Raw genomic sequence first — 20,184 nt, 5'->3', positions numbered from 1 at the left:
CAGCAGCAGCGGCGTCAAAAGGAAACCGCCGCCAACCCCGAACAGGCCGGATATAAATCCGATGGCCGCGCCGATCCCGATAAGGAAAAACAGGTCCACCGACATTTCGGCTATGGGCAGGTAAATGGGCATGGGGCCAAGAGAAAAATGAGAGTGATATGCCTGCGGCCCCGCAACGGAACAGCAGATTAAAGCGGAAAACGCAAGCGCGTTCGGAAAAACAACCGTGGTCGTCGCATTGCAGCTGAGCCCCATAAGTCCATGTTGTACTTGATAGCTTACATACAATTAGGTTCAAGAAAGATTACACGGCAAGGCCGCGCGGTTTCCAACCACGATTCCATGGCGAAATTGGCGCAGGAACTGTTCAATCGATCAAATCCTTCGTCGTCTTACGGCAGGGCCATAAGCATCTAACGCCTGAAGGACTCGATTACCCGATTTTCCTGCGCGCTGTTTCGTGACAAAACACGTCTCCACATCAGGAGCAATCCCGTGAGCAAAAAGCCGCATATCGAGATAACCTATTGCACTCAATGTAACTGGCTCTTGCGCGCCGGCTGGATGGGACAGGAATTGCTTTCAACCTTTGGCACGGAGTTGGGCTCCGTAACATTGGTGCCAGGCACAGGGGGCACATTCGAGATCCTATGCGATGATGAAAGCATCTGGGAGCGAAAGCGTGACGGCGGCTTTCCAGATGCGAAAACACTCAAGCAACGTGTGCGTGACCGCATAGATCCCGACCGCGATCTTGGTCATATCGATCGGAACTAGGTTGTTTGGCCTCGGGATCGGCGTCTTCCTTGGCATTGGTTCAAGAAGATTACCGCCCAAATGCGGCGTAGTTGGTGTGCCCTTCCAACGTGCCAGAGTTCTGCTATGTGGCCGCCCGCGCATTCGTCCTTCGGCTCAATATCCAGACAAATGCACCACATACGACATAAGAAAACAGACCGTATGCCGCCGGTGGGATTGCCATTTCGGGGTTGCCGAGCATGTATTCACTCATGGCTAGCGCAATCACCAGCGCGGCGTTGCGAATTCCTATCGACATTGCGATTGCCACAGCTTGAGGGCTTTCAATCTTGAGTATTCGGGGGACGAAATATGCCACAGCAACACTCAAGACATTGAATGTCAGAACGAAAACGCCCAATGTCGGGCCCCAGATAAGCAGCAGTTGCCATTGGCCCAATAGAGCGAACAGCACGAGCACCGCCAGGAAAACGGTCGCAACGATCCTGACCGGACGATCGAGGCCGCGCGCAATTGACGGATATCGGTGATGAATGAACGCACCGATCAGGGCTGGCACAACGGCGATGGCAAATATCTGCAATATCTGCTGGAATTGAATATGGGCCCCACCCCCGTCGCCATAAAACACCATCAGCGCGATGCTCGCGACGACAGGAATGCTGATCAAGGCCACAACCGAGGTTATTGCGGTGAATGCGATATTGAGCGCGACGTCACCGCGCGCAAGATGGGTATAAAGGGCTGCAGATGGGCCGCCAGGACTCGCCGCCAAAAGCAGCATGCCTACGCTGATGGCCGGAGGCAAATTTGAAACAATAATCAGGATGAAGCAGACACCCGGTAGAATAATGAGCTGACATATAAGGCCAACAAAAATCGGCCATGGTCGAGCGATGACCCTGATAAAATCTTCGATCCGAAGAGATAGCCCAAGGCCAAGCATAATGATGCATAAGGCGACGGGCAGACCAATATTTAACGCCAGGCTTGCTTCCATGTGTCCCCGCGCAAATTTGAAAACTTACTATGCCACCGATGCCTCTATGAATTCTTACTAAGCGGTCTCCAAGCGCCAGGGGCAGGACTCATTGATCAGAGCCAGAAGATGACGGTGGCTGCGATGCAGATTGCCGAGAAGACAGCATGCGCGCATCGGTCGTGGCGGGTGGTGATTGATGAAGGCATTTGCTCAGAACCCGTGACCGAGATCGGCGCTTGTGACGCACGAGCGAAACCAGATTCGCCCGTGCAGCCTCAGTTATTTCTCTGGCACCCAGACCAACATCGTTCCTTGCCCGCGATTTGCCCACAAATAGTAAGGCACTGCAGTCAACTCGGCTTTGTCTTCCTTTGGCGGTGCGGTGCGATAGAGTTCGCGGAACTCGGCTTCTTCAATGGCGATGGCATCGGCTTTCAGTGTGACGATGCCGTCAAACAGGTCGCTGCGGGTTTCGGCCCTGAGTTCGGCGTCACGCGGCAGGCGCAGGCGCTGCACCCATCCGCCCGGATTGTCGACCTCTTCGATGCAATAGACCAGTGGGCCGCGCTTGAGCGCGACACGCCCGGCGTCCATGATGACATGAGGATTGGCATAGAGCCGGACTGCGGGCATCGGCAGAGCGAGCGCGATCTGGTCCCCTCCCCGCCATTCGCGCCGGATGGTCAAATAGCCGTTTTCGGCCGTCGCCACATCTAATGCCTCCCCGTTGACCTGCACACTTGCCCCGCGGCACCAGCCTGGAATGCGCAGTTTGACATCGAAGCTCGCCGGCTGCGCCGGGTCGATCGAGATATTGATGTCGCCCGACCAAGGATAGTTGGACACTTCGTTCAGGGTGACTTCGGTCCCCGCGATAATCGTCGTGGTCTTTGCCCCGCCATAGAGGTGGAATGCCACGCCGTCCTCGGCCTTCGACATGAAATACCCCGCGACCGAGGCCACCAGCCGTGAGACATTCATGGTACAGCACGGGCAAGGGTGCCATTCCCAGCGGGTTGGCGTACCGTCACTTTCCAGCGGATTGGCATAGAAATACTGCTTTCCGTCCCGGCTCAGGCCCACCAGCGCGCCGTTGTACATGGCCAATTCGAGTATGTCGGCATATTGGCCATCCAGATCGAGATGGAGCATCTTCTGGGCCCAGAAGATCAGGGCCACCGACGCGCATGTTTCAGCATAGGCCGTCTGGTTAGGCAGATCGTAGTCGTGGGTAAACCCTTCGTTGTGCGCCGATGGCCCAAGCCCGGCTGTCACATACATCTTGGTGTCCATCACGTCTTTCCAGAGAACCTCGCAGGCACGCTTTAGATCGGCATCGTCAATCGCGGCGGCCAGATCGGCCATGGCAGTGTAAAGATACATCGCCCTCACAGCGTGGCCGACAACCTTGTCCTGCTCGCGAACTGGTTTGTGGCTCTGGTTGTATTCGTAATCCTTGAAAACATAACGCTGGGGGTCCACGCCGCCATTTTTTGCTTCGCGCGCCTCGCGCTCGACATCGTAATAATGGGGCGGCTGCTGGCCGCGTTCATTGATGAGATAGGCGCAGAAATCCAGGTGTTTCTTTTTGCGGTCCAGATGATAGAGTTTCATCAGCGCGATTTCGATTTCCTCGTGACCGCCATAGCCGCGCACCTGACCCGGCCCTTTACCAAACCGCGCGATCATATGGTCGATGTAACGCTCCATGATGCCGAGAAAGCGCCTGCGCCCCGTTGCCTGGAAATAGGCGATTGCGCCTTCGAGCAGATGGCCCGCGTTGTACATCTCGTGGTTGTCGCGCAGGTTGGTCCATCGGTTCTCTGGCTCGCGTCCAAGATACCAGCAATTGAGATATCCATCATCCGCCTGAGCATTGGCCAGATCCTCAACGATTGCGTCGATCTTGGCCTCAATGTCCGCGTCGCGCCGGTGGGACAGCGCATAGGCTGCCGCTTCGACCCATTTGCCCACGTCCGAATCCCAAAAGACCTGAACGGTAAATCCGTTGGGGTGGCGCGGAATACGCAGGGGCGGCGGCGGATCAGGAAGTTTGAGCGACTCCAGTATGCCCGCCTCCTCCAACTTTTCATGCTGGGACGGAATGGTGCGTGTAAGCACGGTCTCGAGCCGTTCATGCCAGAACGGTCCGTGCAGATCGATATCGGAGAAATTGACCGGTGTGAAACGTGACACGGCTGGCTCCCTTTTGTTGGAATTGTCAGTGCGTCCGGCGTCGATCAGGCGGAGACAATCCGTTGTTCGGTCGATGCGTCAAACAGGTGAATCAGTTTTGGATCGATCGTGACACCAACCCGGTCACCGGCCTTTAGACCCGTGCGCTCGGATTGAACGATAGTCAGCTTCTGATCGATGCTGGAGAGATAGTTAACTGAACCGGTGGATTCGACCGGGCCAAGCTCCACATGAAAGCTTGCACTCTCCTCATCGGTAACGCGGAGGAATTCGGGTCGCAGACCAGCAACAACCGCACGGCCGGGTTCCAGCTTGCGGCCCAACGCAATGGTCTCCCCGCCCAGCCCGTCCAGCATCAAAGTTGCGCCGTCGGCCCCGATAGTCGACTCGATGAAATTCATAGCTGGCGTGCCAATGAACCCGCCCACGAAACGATTGGCCGGGAAATCATAGAGATCAAGTGGCTTGCCGTGTTGCTCGATGATGCCATCGCGCATGACCACCACATGATCGGCCATCGTCATCGCTTCGATTTGATCGTGGGTAACATAGACCGATGTTGCGCCCAGCCTATCGTGGAGAGAGCGGATTTCCTTGCGCATCTGGACGCGCAAGGATGCATCCAGATTGGAGAGCGGTTCGTCGAACAGGAACGCCTTTGGGTCCCGAATGATCGCCCGGCCCATGGCCACCCGCTGGCGCTGGCCGCCGGAAAGCTGGCGGGGATAGCGCGATAGCAAGTTGGTCAAGCCGGTCGTCGCGGCGACCTCTTCGGCTCTCTTTCGCGCCTGCTCCCGAGGCGTACCTTTCAAGCGTAGCGAATAGGAGAGGTTTTTTTCCACCGTCATGTGCGGATAGAGCGCATAGGACTGAAAGACCATCGCCACATCGCGCTTTCTGGGCGGCACGCCATTCATTGTGTTGCCGGCGATCTTGAGCGTGCCCGAAGTGATCGACTCCAGGCCGGCTATCGAGCGTAGCAAGGTGGACTTGCCGCAGCCCGAGGGTCCGACCAAAGCAACAAAGCTGCCCTTTTCTATGACGAGATCAATGTCTTTGAGTGCGTGAAACGCACCATAGTGTTTGTCGACATTTTGGAGCTCGATTTGTGGGGTCATTTGAGCGCTCCTGAGGTAAGTCCCGCAACGATGCGGCGTTGAAGGATGACAAAGACAAGGACAATCGGGGTGACGTAGATCGCGGCATAAGCCATGATCCCGTTCCAGTCAGTCGAGTTGGGCCCAAGAAAGCCCGACAGCCCGACGCTGGCCGGCTGGAGCGACTGGGTCGTGATGATCGACTTGGAGTAGATGTATTCGCCGAACGCCTGCATGAAGGTCAGGATGGCAAGCACAAGAATACCATTACGCGCCAGGGGCAGGACGATGAAAAAAAAGGCTCCCCAGCGTGAATTGCCATCCACAAGGGCGGCTTCCTCGAGCTCGCGCGGCACGCTCATGAACGTGGCGCGGACCAGCACGATATAGAACGGTATAGCCTTGGCCGCCGCGGCAAGGACCACGGCTGTTCGTGGGAAGCTGAGAAGGCCGAGTTGGTTGAACCCCACATAGAGCGGGGTCACCATTGTCGATGCAGGCAGCACCTGCAGCATCAAGATCAGGAACAGACCGACATCGATCCAGCCACTGCGATAGCGGGCCAAAACATAAGCACAGCCTGTGCCGAGCAGGACGGTGAGCGAGGTCACTCCTGTAGCGATAACAAGGCTGTTCCAAAGGAACGTGCCCATGTTGCGTCGCTCCCAGGTGGCCGCAAAGATCGAGAAGTCGGGATCGCGCGGCCAGAAGGTCGGCGGATTGGCGAAGATTTCCGAAGCTCCCTTAAGACTGGTGGCGTACATCCAGTAGAGCGGGAACAAATAAAGTGCGGCCAGCCCCAATGCGAGGACCAGAAAGATTTTCGGCGTTGGAATCCGGGTCATCCGCGCACCTCATGGCGCGTGGACCACACATAGATAATCGAAGCCACGAGCACGAAGACCAGCATCATGACCGATACCGTGGCACCCTTGGCAAAGTCGAACAGGACGAAAGACCACTGCCAGGCCCAGTATTGGGCAACGTTCGAGCTGTTGGCCGGACCACCTTCGGTGATGGCCGGGAACAGGTCGAACTGCTGGAGGGTATAGATCAGGCCCAAGGCCAATACCGCGCCAATGGTGGCCCGCATCATCGGCAGGGTGATGGTCGTGAACCGCTGCCAGCTATTGGCGCCATCGAGTTCGGCGGCTTCATAGAGATCACGCGGAATGCCCGCGAGGCCAACGGAAAGCAGCATCATGTTGAAGGCTAGGCCAAGCCAGATATTGGCCATGGTCACCGCCCATATGGCCAGGTTGGGATCGGACTTCCAAAATAGCGTCCGCTCGGTCAGCCCCACTGCCTTGAGGATGGCATTAAGCACGCCGAAATCGCCGGCAAGTATCCAGCCCCAAAGCGCCCCTACCACGAGGCCGGGCATAACCCAGGACACAAGAAACAGGCCGCGGATCGTCGCGGCGAAGGGGAACTTTATCATAAAGAAAAGCGCGAGCGCGAAACCGAGGGCAAACTGTCCGGTAATCGATCCAAAAACGAAAATGGCGGTGTTTCGGATGATCAGCCAGAATTCGGGCTGGTTGACGACCGCCACATAATTGTCGAACCCGACAAAGGGACGCGAGAAGGTGTTGAGGTTGAACATGTCAACCTGTTGGAAGCTCATCACGACATTGTAGACGAGCGGAACGCCGGCAAGCGCGAACAGAAAAGCCATGGTCACACCGACCATGATGATGTCGAACCCCTTGCCATCGGTGATACTGGACAGAATGCGGCCCATAGCCTGTCCCCTTGTCGGTTGGGTTTGTGGGAATGCGCGCCTCCCCGACGGCATACGCCAGCCGGGAAGGGCAAACGCAGGGTCAGTTCACGATCGTATCGATTGTGGACTGCGCTCGGCTCAACGCCTCATCGGGGGTCATCTGCCCCGTGAGTGCTGATTGAAGCGCGTCATAGATCGCTCTTGAAATACGCTGCCATTCGGGGTGGGGACCACGTGGCTGAGCATACTGGAGCTGTTCGAGGAAGACTTCGAGGGCAGCATCCTTTTGGGCAATACCCGAAGGTGGCAGTTCCACATCGCCGCGCGTCGGCAAGTAGCCAAACTCGGGGAACAGCCGATCATCTTGTGCCACCATGTATTCGAGCACTTCGAACGCTGCTTCAGGATGCTGGGTGGTCGACATGATGCCGAGATTAAACCCGCCGAGCGCCGAAGAGCGGGCATCGCCTTCCGCAAATGTGGGGAGAAGCGTTACCCCCCATTCGAACTGAGCGTCCTCGACCATGCGATCGATCTCCCACGGCCCGGAAATGGCCATTGCGGCATTGCCCGAGTTGAATGTACCGGTGGAATCCCACTGACCGAGCGAGAGAACATCCTGGCTCATCACGCCATCGTCGATCATGCCCTTGACCATGCTGAGCCATTCCCGCGCGCCCTCGGTATTGACGTTCTCGTAGCTACCACCCGACATCTGAATAACTGGCAGGAACTGGAATGTGCCTTCTTCGTTGCCGCGCGCGGAAAGCGTGGCGCCATAGAAACCTTCGCCTGGCTTGGCCAGCCTGCGTGCGTAGTCCTCGAACTCGGCCCAGGTCTGCGGCGGGGCGTCGATACCGGCTTCTTCGAACGCATCCTTGTTGTAGAACACGCCGATCGTATCGGTGTATTTTCCGACGCCGAACAGTCGACCGTCCCAGCTCACTGAATTCAGCGGGCCTTCGAAATAGGCATCGGCATTGATGATGTCACTTGCCGCAACCATGTCGGTTATGTCGAGGAATGCGCCACGGGACGAGAAAAGCGCGAAGTCTGGATTATCGAGACTGACAATGTCGGGCGCATTGCCAGTGCTATAGGCACGCAAGGTCTCGTTGACGATCTCATCGAACTGCAGGATCCGGTATTCAACATTGATACCATTATCCATCTCGTCGAACTCGGCCGAAAACGTATCGGACGGTCCGACCTGATTGGCCCCGTCGATCGACCAGACGGTAACGGTGACATTGTCCTGCGCCAAGCCGCCGCTGGCGATGATCAAAGTCGACATGGCCGCACCGGCCATCAGACTGATAGTGCTGAGTTTCATAGGTTCCTCCTCTTTTGCGGCCGGGCCGCGGTTGACGTCGACAAGAACTCCTCTCAATTCTTCTCGACCGATTTACCGGAAACGATTACAGGGCATCTCCCGGCAATTCTCAATTTTGCTTGGGCGCGCCGCGCCCCCTTGATCAGTCGGCGGTGAGCCCTCCACAGGATTGGCGCACCACCAGGCTGCACGGTAACTTGCGGATGCCCGGCTCAAGCTGTTTGCCTTCGGACAGAGCCAGAATGAGCCGACCTGCCTCGCGTCCGAGGGCCTTGAGATTCATGTCGACCGAAGTAAGTGGAGGCCGCGTTGCCGCAGCAAGGATCTCCCAGTTGTCAAACCCGACAACCGACACATCGGACGGTACCTGAACACCACGCTCACGAAGGGCATCGATCACACCGCGGGCGATCTGGTCATTTCCACAAAAGATGCCGTCGGGCCTTGCGCGCTTTTCGTCCCAAAGCCGCGCAATGGCTTGATGCCCCCAGGTCTCGCTCCACTCACCGTGCAGGACCCTGCCCCGTTCACCAAGTACCTCACGGAAGGCCCCTGCCCTATCGCGGGCCGATACAAATGTTTCTGGTCCCGTTATGTGCACGATATTGGTGCGTCCTAGCCCCACCAGCCATTGGCAGGCCTCGCGCGCACCTTGCGCATCGTCGGAAACCAGCGTCACGGCGTCGTCAGGCGCTTGTGTAAAGGCGTAAACAACTGGCACGGGTAAGCCGGAGAGATCGACTGGCAAGCGTTTGTCAATACGCTTGCCTGTAGAGATGATTCCATCGACTTGCTTGTCGAGCATCGCATCGAGATGGACTCTGCCCAATGCAGGATCGTCCTCAATCGAACACAGAAAGACCGAAACGCCTTCATCTACCAGCGCTTCGGATACGCCGGCCATGACCGGCAGAGTGAAGCGCCCGTATGTATCGTTGGTCAGAAGCCCAACAGTGAAAGTGCGTCTTGAAATGAGCGCTCTCGCCATCGCATTGGGCCGAAAACCCAACTCGTCGGCCACGCGCTGCACGCGCTGGCGCGTCTCTGGTGTCATCCGTCCGGTGCCGTTAAGCGCTTTAGAGGCCGTGGCAACGCTGACGCCAGCCCTGAGGGCAACGTCGGATAGCCGGATGCGTTCGCCTACTGCCACCACTAATCCCCTCCCAGGGAGTTTTATCTGAGAAAACGTTTTCTCAACCAAGGGAAAACCTTTTCTCAAATCAAGTCAAGACAGATTTATTCCGCTCTGCTGACTGTTGGTTCCGCCAAGCCCTTCCTCCCAGATGGCCGTGGCCGTCTAAAAACCTCTATACGTTCAGCGATGGGTCTCCCCCATCATAACCAGCGGCAAGATCGACATATCGGCCGCCGCGCGCTGCCTTGAGATGATTGAGAGCATGCACTTGCCCAGTCATTTCCAGATCGTCGCGGTAAACCGGATCGTGCCAGCCTTCGATGTCGATTGAACCCGACCAGCCGGCAAGCCGAAGCTCGGAGATGATGTCGGTCCAATTGCTGTCGCCAAAGCCGGGTGTCCGCATAAAGACGAACGGCTCCTTGCCAAACACGCCATGAGCGCGAATGACGTCCCAGCGAATTGTGGCGTCCTTGCCGTGGACATGGAAAAACTTGTGTGCCCATTTGCGAATTTGGGGCAGAGGATCGATGAGATAGACCATCTGGTGACACGGCTCCCATTCGAGCCCGATATTGTCGTCCGGTGTCTCGTTGAACATCATCTCCCAAGCATCAGGATTGTGCGCGATATTCCAGTCGCCCGTGGTCCAATTGCCATCCATCGCGCAATTTTCAAAAGCAATCCTTACGCCCTTGTCCGCCGCCCGCCTGGCGAGTTCAGACCAAAGCTTTTTGTATGCGGGCAGGCTTTCAGGCAACGGTCTGTTGCGAATGCGGCCGGTAAACCCGGCAACGCAGGTCGCGCCGAAGTGATGAGCGTTGTCGATACACTGTTTCCAACCTTCGAGCGTCTCGCGATCAATCGGCTTGTCCTCGAGCGGATTGCCGAACATGCCGATCGTAGACATTGTTATATTGCGATCCCCGATGGCGTCGCGGCAGCGCTTACCCAGTTCCGCCAGATCCTGGCCCTTCGTCGACTGCCAAAAAAACGGCTCGAAACTCTCAAAACCCATATCCGCGATGGCCTTGATGTTTTCTGCCGCCTTGCCTTCGGTAGCCTGGATCATCGTCCCGATACGGATCGATTTGGCGGGGTCGCTCATGTCTTTTTTTCCTTACAGTTCGATTTCGATGCGCTGGCGCGTTCTGGCGCTCTCGATGGCGGCAAACACCATGGCGAGGCTCTTGATGTTGTCCAATCCTGCGGTTTCAGGCTGTGTTCCGGTCTCAATTGCCCGGAAAAAGTCGAACAACACGCTGGCGTGCCCATGAGTCAGGGCCGGATCCGCTGGTGCAGGCACTATGTCCTCAACAGGCCGGAAGAATCCTTCATTTCCGGAAACGATTTTGGCGCTGATTACATCGTCGCCATCCCAGAGCAGAGTGCCCCTGGACCCTACGATGCGCCACTCGGAGTCCCAGCTTGTGTTGGCGCCTTCAGCGCTCCAGGACCCGCGATAGGTAAAGGTGACATCATCAGAGAACTCAAAGATCGCATTGGCCGCAGACCCGTGGGCATACCAGGAACTTTTCGGGTTGGTTTCCTGACAATAGACCGCCATGGGCTGCTTGCCGGACATGAAACGCGCGGCATCAAGCGTATGGATGGCCATGTCAAGCAAGAGGACGTGGTCCATTTGCTCACGAAATCCGCCAAAATGTGCCCCTACGAAAAAGTCGCAATGAATTGCGTTGAGCGTGCCCAGGGCACCGCTTTCCAGCGTTGCACGGATGCGGCGCACGCCTTCATTATAGCGTCGGTTTTGTACGATGGCGTGGATTTTTCCGCACCGTTCGGCACTTGCGAGCAACCGGCGCGCTTCGACCATACTGGGCGCCATCGGTTTTTCCGACAGTACGTGGCAGCCGTGCTCAAGTCCGGCCTCGACCACGTGTGCGCGCGCGGCGGGGACCACGACATCGAGAAGCACATCCGGCTTGAGTTCCGCCAGAAGCGCGGTCAGATCGGTCGCGATGCGCGCGCGCGTCAGACCGTGCTTGGCAGCAAGCGCTTCAGCGACCGCGCTATCAAGATCGACCAGACCGACGATTTCGACCGTTTCGGCCAGCTCGGGCGCTTGTTTTATTGCCTCTATCCAGCCGTGCGCCATGGCGCCACAGCCTGCCAGTACCGCTTGCATCGGCATGCTTTTTCTCCCTCACGGCGAGGCGGTCGACCTCCATTTCGGCCCGCAATCCCGTAAACGTTTACAACGCTACTCTCGGCGCTGGCTTCGTGTCAATATGGAAAAGCTTGTGGGGGAAAACGCCGAACATCGGGGGCTAAAGCATTGGCAAAAACAGGCATTCGGCAACTTGCCGATCATTTGGGCATATCGATTGGCACTGTGTCGCGCGCACTCAACGACCGACCGGACGTCAATCCGGAAACCCGCAAACGTGTGTTGGCGGCCGCTACCGATTTTGGTTATGTGCCCAACCAGTCGGGCCGCAGCTTGCGGCAAGGGACCACCAACACTATTGGTTTTATTGTCGAGTCCGGCACCGACGGCTCAGGCAGCAACGACAACTTCTTTCTCGAAGTGTTTGGCGCCATCCAGCATGTCTTTGCCAGGCACAATCTCGATCTGGTGGTCTTGCCCTGCTCGACCGATGAAGACCCATTACATCATCTGCAGCGCATGGTTTCGCGCCGGATCGTCGATGCACTGATCATTTCGGCAACGCGACGCAAGGATCCGCGCATCAGCTTTCTTGCCGATGCCCATATACCGTTCATCACACTAGGTCGCTCAAGCACACCCGGCCCGCATCCCTGGCTCGATCTCGACTTCGAAGGCGTGGCCAATACCGCCATGGACCGACTGGTCGCCAAGGGACACCGCCGCATCGCATTGGGGCTGCCAAGCAATGATATAAACTTGGGATTCTTGCTGCTCGATGGATACAAGGCCGGGCTGGAACGGCAAGAAATCGCGTTCGATCCCGCTCTTGTGCTGCGTGCAGCCTCAAGCGAACAGGGCGGCTACCAATTGGCTCATGAAGTCCTGAGCATGGGAAATCGGCCTACAGCGGTTCTGCTCGTGCATGAGCTCATGGCCATCGGGCTTTACAGACGCATGAACGATGCCGGGCTGGAGCCGGGCAAAGACCTGTCAGTCATCGGCTTCCGAGAGTCTCCCCTTTCACGGTTTTTGATTCCTGCGTTGACATGCTTCAAGCTGTCGCTGCGCGATCTTGGTCAGGCGCTTGGCGAGTCACTACTCGCTACAATTCCGGCTTATGCCGAACACTATCCCCAAGGCACCGTAAGACGTGTATGGCCGATGGAACTCGTCCCGGGCGACAGCGATGGACCACCAAGAATGTAGAATGCAACGCAACGCCGAGAATAATATCGCAAGACATCAAGCAAGTCGTCAATTTTGGTTCCGGCTGTGATCTTGCCGGTTCTAGCGGGAAGTCTCCGAAAATCGCCATTTCGCAGGCGATCTTATGTCGACCGTTCGTGGAGGTAAGCGAAGTCCTTGAAGGACTTGGCCGAACAACGACTGTTCCTTATGATCGATCAATAGCCTGGGACTTCGTTCGGCGGTCTTTTCCTCTTGAAACGATGTCCGTATCATCACGCCCGCCTCCTGTCATTCTGCTGTGGCTGGTCAGGCGCGAATCGCTAACATTTTGAATTTATTACAACTTTAAAAAAACACGCGCCACGACCTGTTCAATCGTTTCCCGATCCGTATGATCAATGGACCATGCGTATCGGAGCCCTTGTGCAATGAAATATGTTCTCCGCGTCGCCGGCGTACTGGCGATAATCATCGGCCTTTATATCATCGTTGGTGAACAACTAGTCGGTTCAAGCGGAAACGCTTTCATCAATACCAAACTTGCCCCGATCCGGGCGCCAATCACAGGTCAGGTGGAAATAGGCCGAATTACCGATGGCGCAACGGTCAGGGCCAACCAGTCCATCGGCACGGTAAGCGTGCGCGCAGCACAGACCGATCGCACACTCGATTATCGACGTGAGCTGGCATTGGCGATTGCCGAGCGTGATGCTGCAGAAGCCTTTGAGGCGGGCACGGACTTTTCCGGTTTTGACCCTGCCTATGAGCGTTCGCGCCTGAGCGCGCGCGTCGCCGCGCTGCAGGAATTGCTGTCCGATCAGGAGGCAGCCCAGTCCAGCGCGGTTTCGGGTACGCTCGTTTCCCCTGTCAACGGCCTTGTCTGGTCAGCCCCCGTCAACAGTCCGGTCACCGTACAAGAAGGCGAGACGGTTGCCTGGATCGCGCGGTGCGATACCATTTTTGTTCACGCGCATGTCGACGAGCGGCTTTACAATCGTCTGTCGCCTGGCGATGAAGCGCAATTCAGAATGGCTGACGGCAACACCATCGATGCGACGGTGACTCTTATGGCCGGCACCGGCCCACGCTCGCTGATCGAAACGCTTGCAATCGAACCGTCCGGGCGCGACGCCGATGGCTTCACCGTCTTTCTGGCAGCCCCCGCCCTGACCAGTTCAGATGAATGTGTCTTCGGGCGCACAGGGCGCGTGATCTTCTCTCGCGGGCCGCTAGCCGCGCTGGGTGATTGGCTGGCGCAGGTCGGACTTTAATCGATGTTTGCGTTCTCCGAGAGCATGGTGGCCTGGGCACCGGCCCTTTTGCTGCTCGGCATTACGCTGTCGGTCCTGCCCTTTCTCGACCGCAATAACGGCGTGCACCGCGCCATCCTGTCCATCGCAGCCATCGTGCTGTCACTGCGCTATCTGATCTGGCGCGGCACCGATACGCTGGCCCCGCTCGGCTTTACCTGGGATGCACTGGCGAGTTGGAGCTTTTATGCTATCGAGTGCGCGGCTATGGTTTCGAGCCTATCCGCATTCGTGCTCTTGTCCCGTCGGCGGGACCGTTCGCCCGAAGCCGATGCCAATTTCGGCTGGTGGGGAAAAAGCCAGCCCAAAGTTGCGATTTTCATTGCGACCTATAACGAGGAATGGCCGGTGCTGGAGCGGACCATCGCAGGCGCCAAGGCGCTCCGGTGGCAAAACAAGACCATCTATGTGCTCGACGATGGCCGCCGCGACTGGCTCGGCGAGCATTGCGCGCGGCTTGGCGTGATCCACGTCACCCGGCCCGACAATGCCCACGGCAAGGCGGGCAATATAAACCACGCGCTCGAGATGCTGCGCGCGTCAGGAGCGCCGCCCGATTACGTTGCCGTTCTCGATGCCGATTTCGTGCCGCATCTGGGCTTCATTTCCCGTACATTGAGCTTGTTCAAGGACGAGGGTATCGGGCTGGTCCAGACCCCGCAGCATTTCTTCAATCCCGACCCCATCCAGCACAATCTCGGGATCAGTCGGGCCTATCCCGACGAGCAGCGGTTCTTTTTCGACCATTTGCAACCCGCCCGCGACGCCTGGGGGATTCCGGTGTGTTGTGGCACATCCTCGATTGTGCGCTGGAAAGCGCTCGAAACCATTGGCGGTTTCCCCACCGACAGCGTTACAGAAGATTATCTGCTCACGGTGCGCCTGCAGGAACAGGGCTATAGCACCGCATATCTCAACGAGCCACTGAGCGAGGGGCTGGCCCCGGAAGGGCTCAAGGAATACATAACCCAGCGTGCGCGCTGGGGCATGGGATTGATGCAGATCATACGCGGCCCTTATGGTCCGTTCCGCGCAAACAATCTTAGGCTCCGCGATCGTTGGGGGTTGATCGATTCCTTCATGTTCTGGGCTTCGATCTCGGTGTTCAAGCTCGCCTGCATACTTTATCCGCTCCTCTACTGGTATTTCGGCGTCATTGTCGTCGACGCGCGATTTGATGACATCGTCAGCCATTTCGCTCCCTATTATCTCATGACAATGGCCTTCATGAATTTTGCCTCCCGCGGCCTGTTTGTGCCCTTCGTACACGATGTCAGCCAGATGATCGGCGCGTCGGAGATTACCCGTGGCGTCTATACCGGACTTCTGCGCCCGCACGGGCAGACCTTCAAGGTCACGATGAAGGGCGGCGACCGCACCAAGACCGTTATTCAATGGCCCATTCTTGCGCGCTTTGCGATCCTGCTGGCGCTAACCGTGGGCGGCCTTGCCATCGGGCTTGTGTTTGAACCGGCCTTCGACAGCCGCGCGGGCGACGGCAAGGTCATTATCCTGTTCTGGACGCTTTACAACATCGTTGTCCTTGCGCTGACGATCATGGTTTGCATCGAATTGCCCCGCACCGCCTCGCTGTTGCGCCAGTCCCCCGAGCGCACCTGGGTCACGGTCGACGGGCGCCGCCGTGAGGTCTGGCTTGCCGATATCAATCAGGACGCGGTGCGTTTGCGCGGCATCAATATCGACGCGGGGCAATTCGCGTTGATCGAGATCGAGGACGTCGAGCCCGTGCCGGCGATTGCCCTGCGCACGATCGGTGGTACCACGGATATGCAGTTGGTGCTCACCGAAACGCAACGTCAGGCGGTGCTGGAAAAGATCCATACGCGCGATGGGGAACCCGGAACCGGCTTTGTCGCCACCGCCGAACTTGTCTCGGGCATCATGCGCCGCATGTTCAGCGGCACCACCCGCATACAGTAGCTCTATTGCCTGTCGTCGCGCGTTTGCAGTCGGGCGATAGCATTTGAGAGTTTTGCGACTTCGCGGTAGGATTGTGTTTCGGGCACGAACCCGACCTGTTGCCCCTTGGATAGGTCACTGATCGCATCGACAAGGCCAGTGAGCGGGCGAATGGTTATTGAGAACAGCAGCGCCATAGCTAGCAGCGCTGCGAGCAGCATCATGCCGCCACCAATAATCATAATGCGCGCAAAATTCTGCTCGCCACCTGTGAGAAAGGTGGGATCGAGCCGCAGCACCAGCGACCAGCCGAAACTCGGCAGACCGTCTGCGCTGACTTGGGGAACGGTAAAGCTGTAATAGGTTTGTCCGTCAGGCCATTGCTCGACCATCGAGCGTTGGGTCTGTAGGTTGGCTGTCCTGAAACTTGCCAACGTTCCAACATTTTCAGACGAAATTTCCGGATCGGTCGAAATCAGCACTTCGCCGTTGGCGCTCATGAGGAATGCGTCCATTTCGAGCGTTGCAGCGGTTCGCTCCACCAGCGATTGCACCCATTCCCAATTGATATGGACGCCAAACACGCCGCGCACCTGTCCTGCTTCATTGGTCAGCGGCAGCGCAAAGTCGACGAAACGCGGCGGCACCTCGGCGCCCGGTGCAATCAGATCGGCCAGCAGCACGGCCTCATGCACATCGCCGGCGAACGGGCCTTCCAACCCGCGCTGAAACCATGGTCGCTGACCGACATTCTGGCCGACAAGCATGTTCTCGGTTGCTGCGACGACGGTTCCGCCCGTCTGCACGATCCCGGCCCAGGAAATCTTGTTGCCAGTGTCGCGATAGGCATCGACAGTGGCCTGCAGCACCGCTGTATCGCCTGTCAGATCAAGGCTTTCGGCGAAACCTGCCACATAATTCCATTCTTCGAGCAAGGCGCTTGAGACAAATTCGGAAAGCGCCTGACCGCGCACCTCAACGGCGACCTGCTGAGCCCGTGCGCCGTAATCCGAAAGTCCGCGATTGAAGTATAACGCCCCTACGCTAAAGCATATTAACAGGATCAGGGCAGCAAACCCGATCAACACATTACGCAAGGACATGACGCTCACTCACACACCAAAACTTTGACTATAGACTAGCCAAAAGTGTCGACCAAGGAAACCGGCCACCCGAATCCGACTTGTAACTACTGTGGCAGCGCGGGACGCAGGTCTCCAGATATCCATCTTGGCACGCAAGCGTTACCTTTATCGCTCGTCGGCTCGGGCAGAGCCAATTGCGCGAGCAACCGAGGGACGACAGAAGTTCGATTTATGCGCCTTTCGCGCGGTGCATCCGGTATCGAACCGCCGAGCGAATTCGGTCAAAAATAGACACGATTTCAATTGCTTGAGATGACTTTCACTAAGTCAGCTTAGTCAACAGGTCCAGAGAATAATGGCCCTAAGAGAACGCTTCCGAGCCACTTGGCGCTGAGTTCGGTGAACAGCTCCTCCCACACAACCCTCGGAAACAACGGAAAAATCCGGCCGCAGCCGGATCGGGAGAATGCTTTCGCGAGGGCAAATGGCGGAGAGGAAGGGATTCGAACCCTCGAGACAGTTACCCGCCTACGCCCTTAGCAGGGGCGCGCCTTCGACCACTCGGCCACCTCTCCGAGCGGGGTGTTAGCCCGAAAGGCATATGTGGTGCAAGGCGTTTTTGCCCTTTCCCAAGAAATTGCCGGATGACGGCAGGTTTTAGCCTAAGCGGGGTGGAACCGGCGCACCGGAAAAAGCGTTTTCATTTTATAATCACCAAGGAGACCTCAAAATGAATCGCGATCAGATGGAAGGCAACTGGAAGCAGTTTACCGGCAAGGCCAAGGAGCAGTGGGGTAAACTTACAAACGATGACCTGGACGTCGTTGCAGGCAAGCGCGAACAGCTCGAAGGCAAAATCCAGGAACGCTATGGCAAGACCAAGGACGAGGCCCGCAAAGAGGTAGACGACTGGTTCGATCGCAACGGCTGGTAATCAGCGGTGCCCTCATCAGATAAATAGCCCGCTTCACTGCGAAGCGGGCTTTTTATTGTGCGTTAGGCGCCGTTCTAGCGGGCGCGCTGATTGAACAAGACGTTCTGGGCATCCTTGTCAGTTGCCAGATCCATCTTCTCGTCTTCGGGCAACGGCACGGCCAAGCCACGTGCAACCGCAGGGCGCGCCTTCAAACGGTCCTGCCAAGCGGCGATGTTTGGAAATTCTGCCAGATCGATACCCTGCCGTTCCCAACCAAGCGACCAACTCAATGTCGCCATATCGGCGATTGAGTACTCGCCCGCGATATAGTCCCGCCCCTCAAGCTGGCGATTGAGCACGCCGTAAAGCCGATGGGTCTCGTTGCGATAGCGATCAATCGCGTAGGGAATTTTCTCCGGCGCATAGACCGCGAAGTGATGATTCTGCCCCAGCATCGGACCAAAGCCGCCCATCTGCCAGAACAGCCATTCATCGACCTTCACGCGGGCACGCGGATCGGTAGGATAGAACTTGTCGAACTTTTCGGCGAGATACTTCAAAATAGCGCCGGATTCGAACACAGAGATCGATTTGCCGTCCGGGCCTTCAGGATCGAGAATGGCCGGGATCTTGTTGTTGGGCGAGATCGTGAGAAAGTCGGGATGGAACTGATCCCCCTTGCCGATATGGACCGGATGCACGCTATAGGGCACGCCAAGCTCTTCGAGCATGATCGAAATCTTGTGCCCATTGGGCGTTGGGAAATAATAGAGCTGGATCGGCTGGGTCTGCGTGGTCATGAGCACATGATCTCCTTGTCATTCATCTGGCCGGCCTCTCTATATCATCGGCATTTTACGATGATTCAAGTGCCGGTGCAAAAAAGGCCCGCATCCCGCGGGACGCCGGCCATATCGGTTAGGTGATCGGCGACAGTTGCATATGCGGTGCGCCGTCGGAAGTATGTGTTGTCGAGCGTCCGTCGCGCCCCACAACAGCAACCACGCGCTGACGGAAGGCCGAAAAGCTGTCGAATGCGACCACATCGACAGGCACATCGAACTGAACCGTAAGCCGGAATTTTTCTCCGGCACCAAGTGCGGTTACGCTAATGATCGTGCCTTCAAAGGCTTGCTTGAGGTAGTGTCCGCTCACCCGCTGGCCGATAGAAAAGGCCGGTGCGCGGGTTATGGGCAGAACGCCGTTGGCAGTGTTCCAATCCCTGAAGCCATGCCAGCGCGCCACCATTTCGAGCGCTTGGGAATTGGTTACGGGACGGCCAGCCTCGGCCTGTTCGCCCCGCCACTGGCGGGCTTGGGCCTTGAGATCGGTGGTCGTGAGAGAAAATGCTGGTTTGCGCATCGTCAAAAATCTCCATAGGCGGAAATTCTCATGGGGCCCGCATTGCCATGCACCGCCAAAGGAAAAGGACGATGAACGAAAGACACGCGACGGGTCATACTCACCCATACGTGGAAGCCTTCACCAAAGGGACATGGTGCCCTTGCGGACGGCTGGCGCTTCAACCATGACGCTGAGATAAGCGCGGGCCACGCTTCTGTCAATCGCGGGGCACATATGCAGGCTGGACATGGCTCGCCGAGCTTGTATAGCTCAGCCATTGCTTGTGGGGTCTATCGTGACGTTTCTTATGCTGTTTGTTGCCGGCTTGCTTGGCGGCGCCATCAACTCGCTCGCTGGTGGTGGTTCTTTCATCATGTTTCCCGCCCTGCTTTTTGCCGGGGTTCCACCCGTCATGGCCAATGCGTCCAACACCTTTGCGTGCCTGCCGGGCTATGTCAGCGGCACGATCGGATATTGGCGGCATATCGCGCCCCATCGCAACAAGTTGATCGCCTATTGCGTCATCGGACTTATCGGCGGTTACCTGGGCGCTGAAACGCTGATGCGCGTTTCAGATGCACAGTTTGCCGCCATCATCCCATGGCTGATGCTGTTTGCAGTCGTCACCTATATTTTCGGTCAACGGATCAACCGGTGGGTGGCTTCGCGCTCAAGCGGCAGCCGCAATGCTGCCCGGGCCGGAGCCTTCGGGCTTGCGCTGCTGCTGCTAATGATCTGCTTTTATGGCGGGTTCTTCAATGCCGGGCTGGGCATAATCCTGCTGGCCTATCTGGCGCTTGCCGGGTTTGACGACATTCACGCCATGAATGGGCTCAAGCTGTTGATCTCGGTGGTTGTGTCGGTGGTTGCGGTCGTACGTTTTGCCGCCACAGGGTCGATTGCCTGGATGGAGGGTTCAATTGCCTTGGCCGGTGCGGTGCTGGGCGGATTTCTCGCTGCCTATTTCGCGCATCTCATCCCTGCCCGCGTCTTGCGCGGCTGCATCATCGTCTATGGCGTCGGGCTGACAGGCTATTTTTTCTGGACGACATACGCCTGAGC

18 protein-coding genes, 1 tRNA gene and 1 pseudogene are annotated in these 20,184 nt (G+C 57.4%); 6 read left to right on the top strand and 14 right to left on the bottom strand.

The window, feature by feature from the left end; translation table 11 throughout:
* Positions 1-132 (bottom strand): annotated as a pseudogene (locus EO133_RS19990) (sulfite exporter TauE/SafE family protein); the annotation flags it as partial.
* A gap of 363 nt (positions 133-495) precedes the next feature.
* Between EO133_RS19990 and EO133_RS19985 the strand changes: the two are divergent.
* Positions 496-777, top strand: coding sequence for an Rdx family protein (locus EO133_RS19985; RefSeq protein ID WP_127074399.1), 282 nt, complete (start codon positions 496-498; stop codon positions 775-777).
* Positions 778-880: 103 nt separating this feature from the next.
* Here EO133_RS19985 and EO133_RS19980 read toward each other — a convergent pair whose 3' ends face one another.
* The 9 genes from EO133_RS19980 to EO133_RS19940 form a co-directional block, all read right to left on the bottom strand.
* Positions 881-1,759: a bile acid:sodium symporter family protein gene (locus EO133_RS19980; protein ID WP_127074398.1), complete on the bottom strand. Its 879-nt coding sequence runs from the start codon at positions 1,757-1,759 to the stop codon at positions 881-883.
* A 261-nt stretch (positions 1,760-2,020) separates the two neighbouring features.
* Complete coding sequence (locus EO133_RS19975) at positions 2,021-3,937, bottom strand: glycoside hydrolase family 127 protein (RefSeq protein ID WP_127074397.1); 1,917 nt, start codon at positions 3,935-3,937, stop codon at positions 2,021-2,023.
* A 44-nt stretch (positions 3,938-3,981) separates the two neighbouring features.
* Positions 3,982-5,055 (bottom strand): ABC transporter ATP-binding protein, encoded by a 1,074-nt coding sequence (locus tag EO133_RS19970; protein WP_127074396.1) that lies wholly within the window; start codon positions 5,053-5,055, stop codon positions 3,982-3,984.
* Positions 5,052-5,879, bottom strand: a complete 828-nt coding sequence (locus EO133_RS19965) for a carbohydrate ABC transporter permease (protein WP_127074395.1) — start codon at positions 5,877-5,879, stop codon at positions 5,052-5,054. The genes EO133_RS19970 and EO133_RS19965 overlap by 4 nt, the downstream gene beginning before the upstream one ends.
* Positions 5,876-6,778 (bottom strand): carbohydrate ABC transporter permease, encoded by a 903-nt coding sequence (locus EO133_RS19960; RefSeq protein WP_127074394.1) that lies wholly within the window; start codon positions 6,776-6,778, stop codon positions 5,876-5,878. The genes EO133_RS19965 and EO133_RS19960 overlap by 4 nt, the downstream gene beginning before the upstream one ends.
* An 82-nt stretch (positions 6,779-6,860) precedes the next feature.
* Positions 6,861-8,093: an ABC transporter substrate-binding protein gene (locus EO133_RS19955; protein ID WP_127074393.1), complete on the bottom strand. Its 1,233-nt coding sequence runs from the start codon at positions 8,091-8,093 to the stop codon at positions 6,861-6,863.
* 142 nt (positions 8,094-8,235) lie between these two features.
* Complete coding sequence (locus EO133_RS19950) at positions 8,236-9,243, bottom strand: LacI family DNA-binding transcriptional regulator (RefSeq protein WP_244640757.1); 1,008 nt, start codon at positions 9,241-9,243, stop codon at positions 8,236-8,238.
* A gap of 157 nt (positions 9,244-9,400) precedes the next feature.
* The gene (locus EO133_RS19945; protein WP_127074392.1) at positions 9,401-10,336 is read right to left on the bottom strand and encodes a sugar phosphate isomerase/epimerase family protein; all 936 of its coding nucleotides are present in this window, start codon (positions 10,334-10,336) and stop codon (positions 9,401-9,403) included.
* A 12-nt stretch (positions 10,337-10,348) separates the two neighbouring features.
* A complete protein-coding gene (locus EO133_RS19940) occupies positions 10,349-11,380 on the bottom strand; it encodes a Gfo/Idh/MocA family protein (protein WP_127074391.1) in 1,032 nt (343 codons plus the stop codon).
* Between the two features lie 144 nt (positions 11,381-11,524).
* Here EO133_RS19940 and EO133_RS19935 point away from each other — a divergent pair, with 144 nt between their 5' ends.
* The 3 genes from EO133_RS19935 (at position 11,525) to EO133_RS19925 (ending at position 15,798) form a co-directional block, all read left to right on the top strand.
* Positions 11,525-12,565 carry a substrate-binding domain-containing protein gene (locus EO133_RS19935; protein ID WP_127074390.1) on the top strand — a complete coding sequence of 347 codons (1,041 nt, stop codon included), beginning with the start codon at positions 11,525-11,527 and terminating at the stop codon, positions 12,563-12,565.
* A 410-nt stretch (positions 12,566-12,975) separates the two neighbouring features.
* Positions 12,976-13,818, top strand: a complete 843-nt coding sequence (locus EO133_RS19930; protein WP_164735114.1) for an efflux RND transporter periplasmic adaptor subunit — start codon at positions 12,976-12,978, stop codon at positions 13,816-13,818.
* Between the two features lie 3 nt (positions 13,819-13,821).
* Positions 13,822-15,798, top strand: coding sequence for a glycosyltransferase family 2 protein (locus EO133_RS19925; RefSeq protein ID WP_127074388.1), 1,977 nt, complete (start codon positions 13,822-13,824; stop codon positions 15,796-15,798).
* A 2-nt stretch (positions 15,799-15,800) separates the two neighbouring features.
* Here EO133_RS19925 and EO133_RS19920 read toward each other — a convergent pair whose 3' ends face one another.
* Both EO133_RS19920 and EO133_RS19915 read right to left on the bottom strand, forming a co-directional pair.
* Complete coding sequence (locus EO133_RS19920; RefSeq protein WP_127074387.1) at positions 15,801-16,880, bottom strand: cache domain-containing protein; 1,080 nt, start codon at positions 16,878-16,880, stop codon at positions 15,801-15,803.
* A gap of 467 nt (positions 16,881-17,347) precedes the next feature.
* Positions 17,348-17,437, bottom strand: a tRNA-Ser gene (locus EO133_RS19915).
* A 155-nt stretch (positions 17,438-17,592) separates the two neighbouring features.
* On the opposite strand from EO133_RS19915, the gene EO133_RS19910 reads away from it, so the two are divergent.
* Entirely contained in the window at positions 17,593-17,796 is a 204-nt protein-coding gene (locus tag EO133_RS19910) for a CsbD family protein (RefSeq protein ID WP_127074386.1), read from the top strand.
* 74 nt (positions 17,797-17,870) lie between these two features.
* Here EO133_RS19910 and EO133_RS19905 read toward each other — a convergent pair whose 3' ends face one another.
* Positions 17,871-18,578, bottom strand: coding sequence for a glutathione S-transferase N-terminal domain-containing protein (locus EO133_RS19905; protein ID WP_127074385.1), 708 nt, complete (start codon positions 18,576-18,578; stop codon positions 17,871-17,873).
* A 118-nt stretch (positions 18,579-18,696) separates the two neighbouring features.
* Positions 18,697-19,140, bottom strand: coding sequence for a glyoxalase superfamily protein (locus tag EO133_RS19900; RefSeq protein ID WP_127074384.1), 444 nt, complete (start codon positions 19,138-19,140; stop codon positions 18,697-18,699).
* A gap of 277 nt (positions 19,141-19,417) precedes the next feature.
* Between EO133_RS19900 and EO133_RS19895 the strand changes: the two genes are divergently transcribed.
* Positions 19,418-20,182, top strand: a complete 765-nt coding sequence (locus EO133_RS19895) for a sulfite exporter TauE/SafE family protein (protein ID WP_127074383.1) — start codon at positions 19,418-19,420, stop codon at positions 20,180-20,182.
* Positions 20,183-20,184 lie beyond the last annotated feature (2 nt).

It is taken from the genome of Pelagibacterium lentulum (genome assembly GCF_003992625.1).
GTDB classification, from domain to species: domain Bacteria; phylum Pseudomonadota; class Alphaproteobacteria; order Rhizobiales; family Devosiaceae; genus Pelagibacterium; species Pelagibacterium lentulum.
Note: the sequence above shows the minus strand (reverse complement) of the source record. Positions and strands in the feature narration are given on the sequence as shown.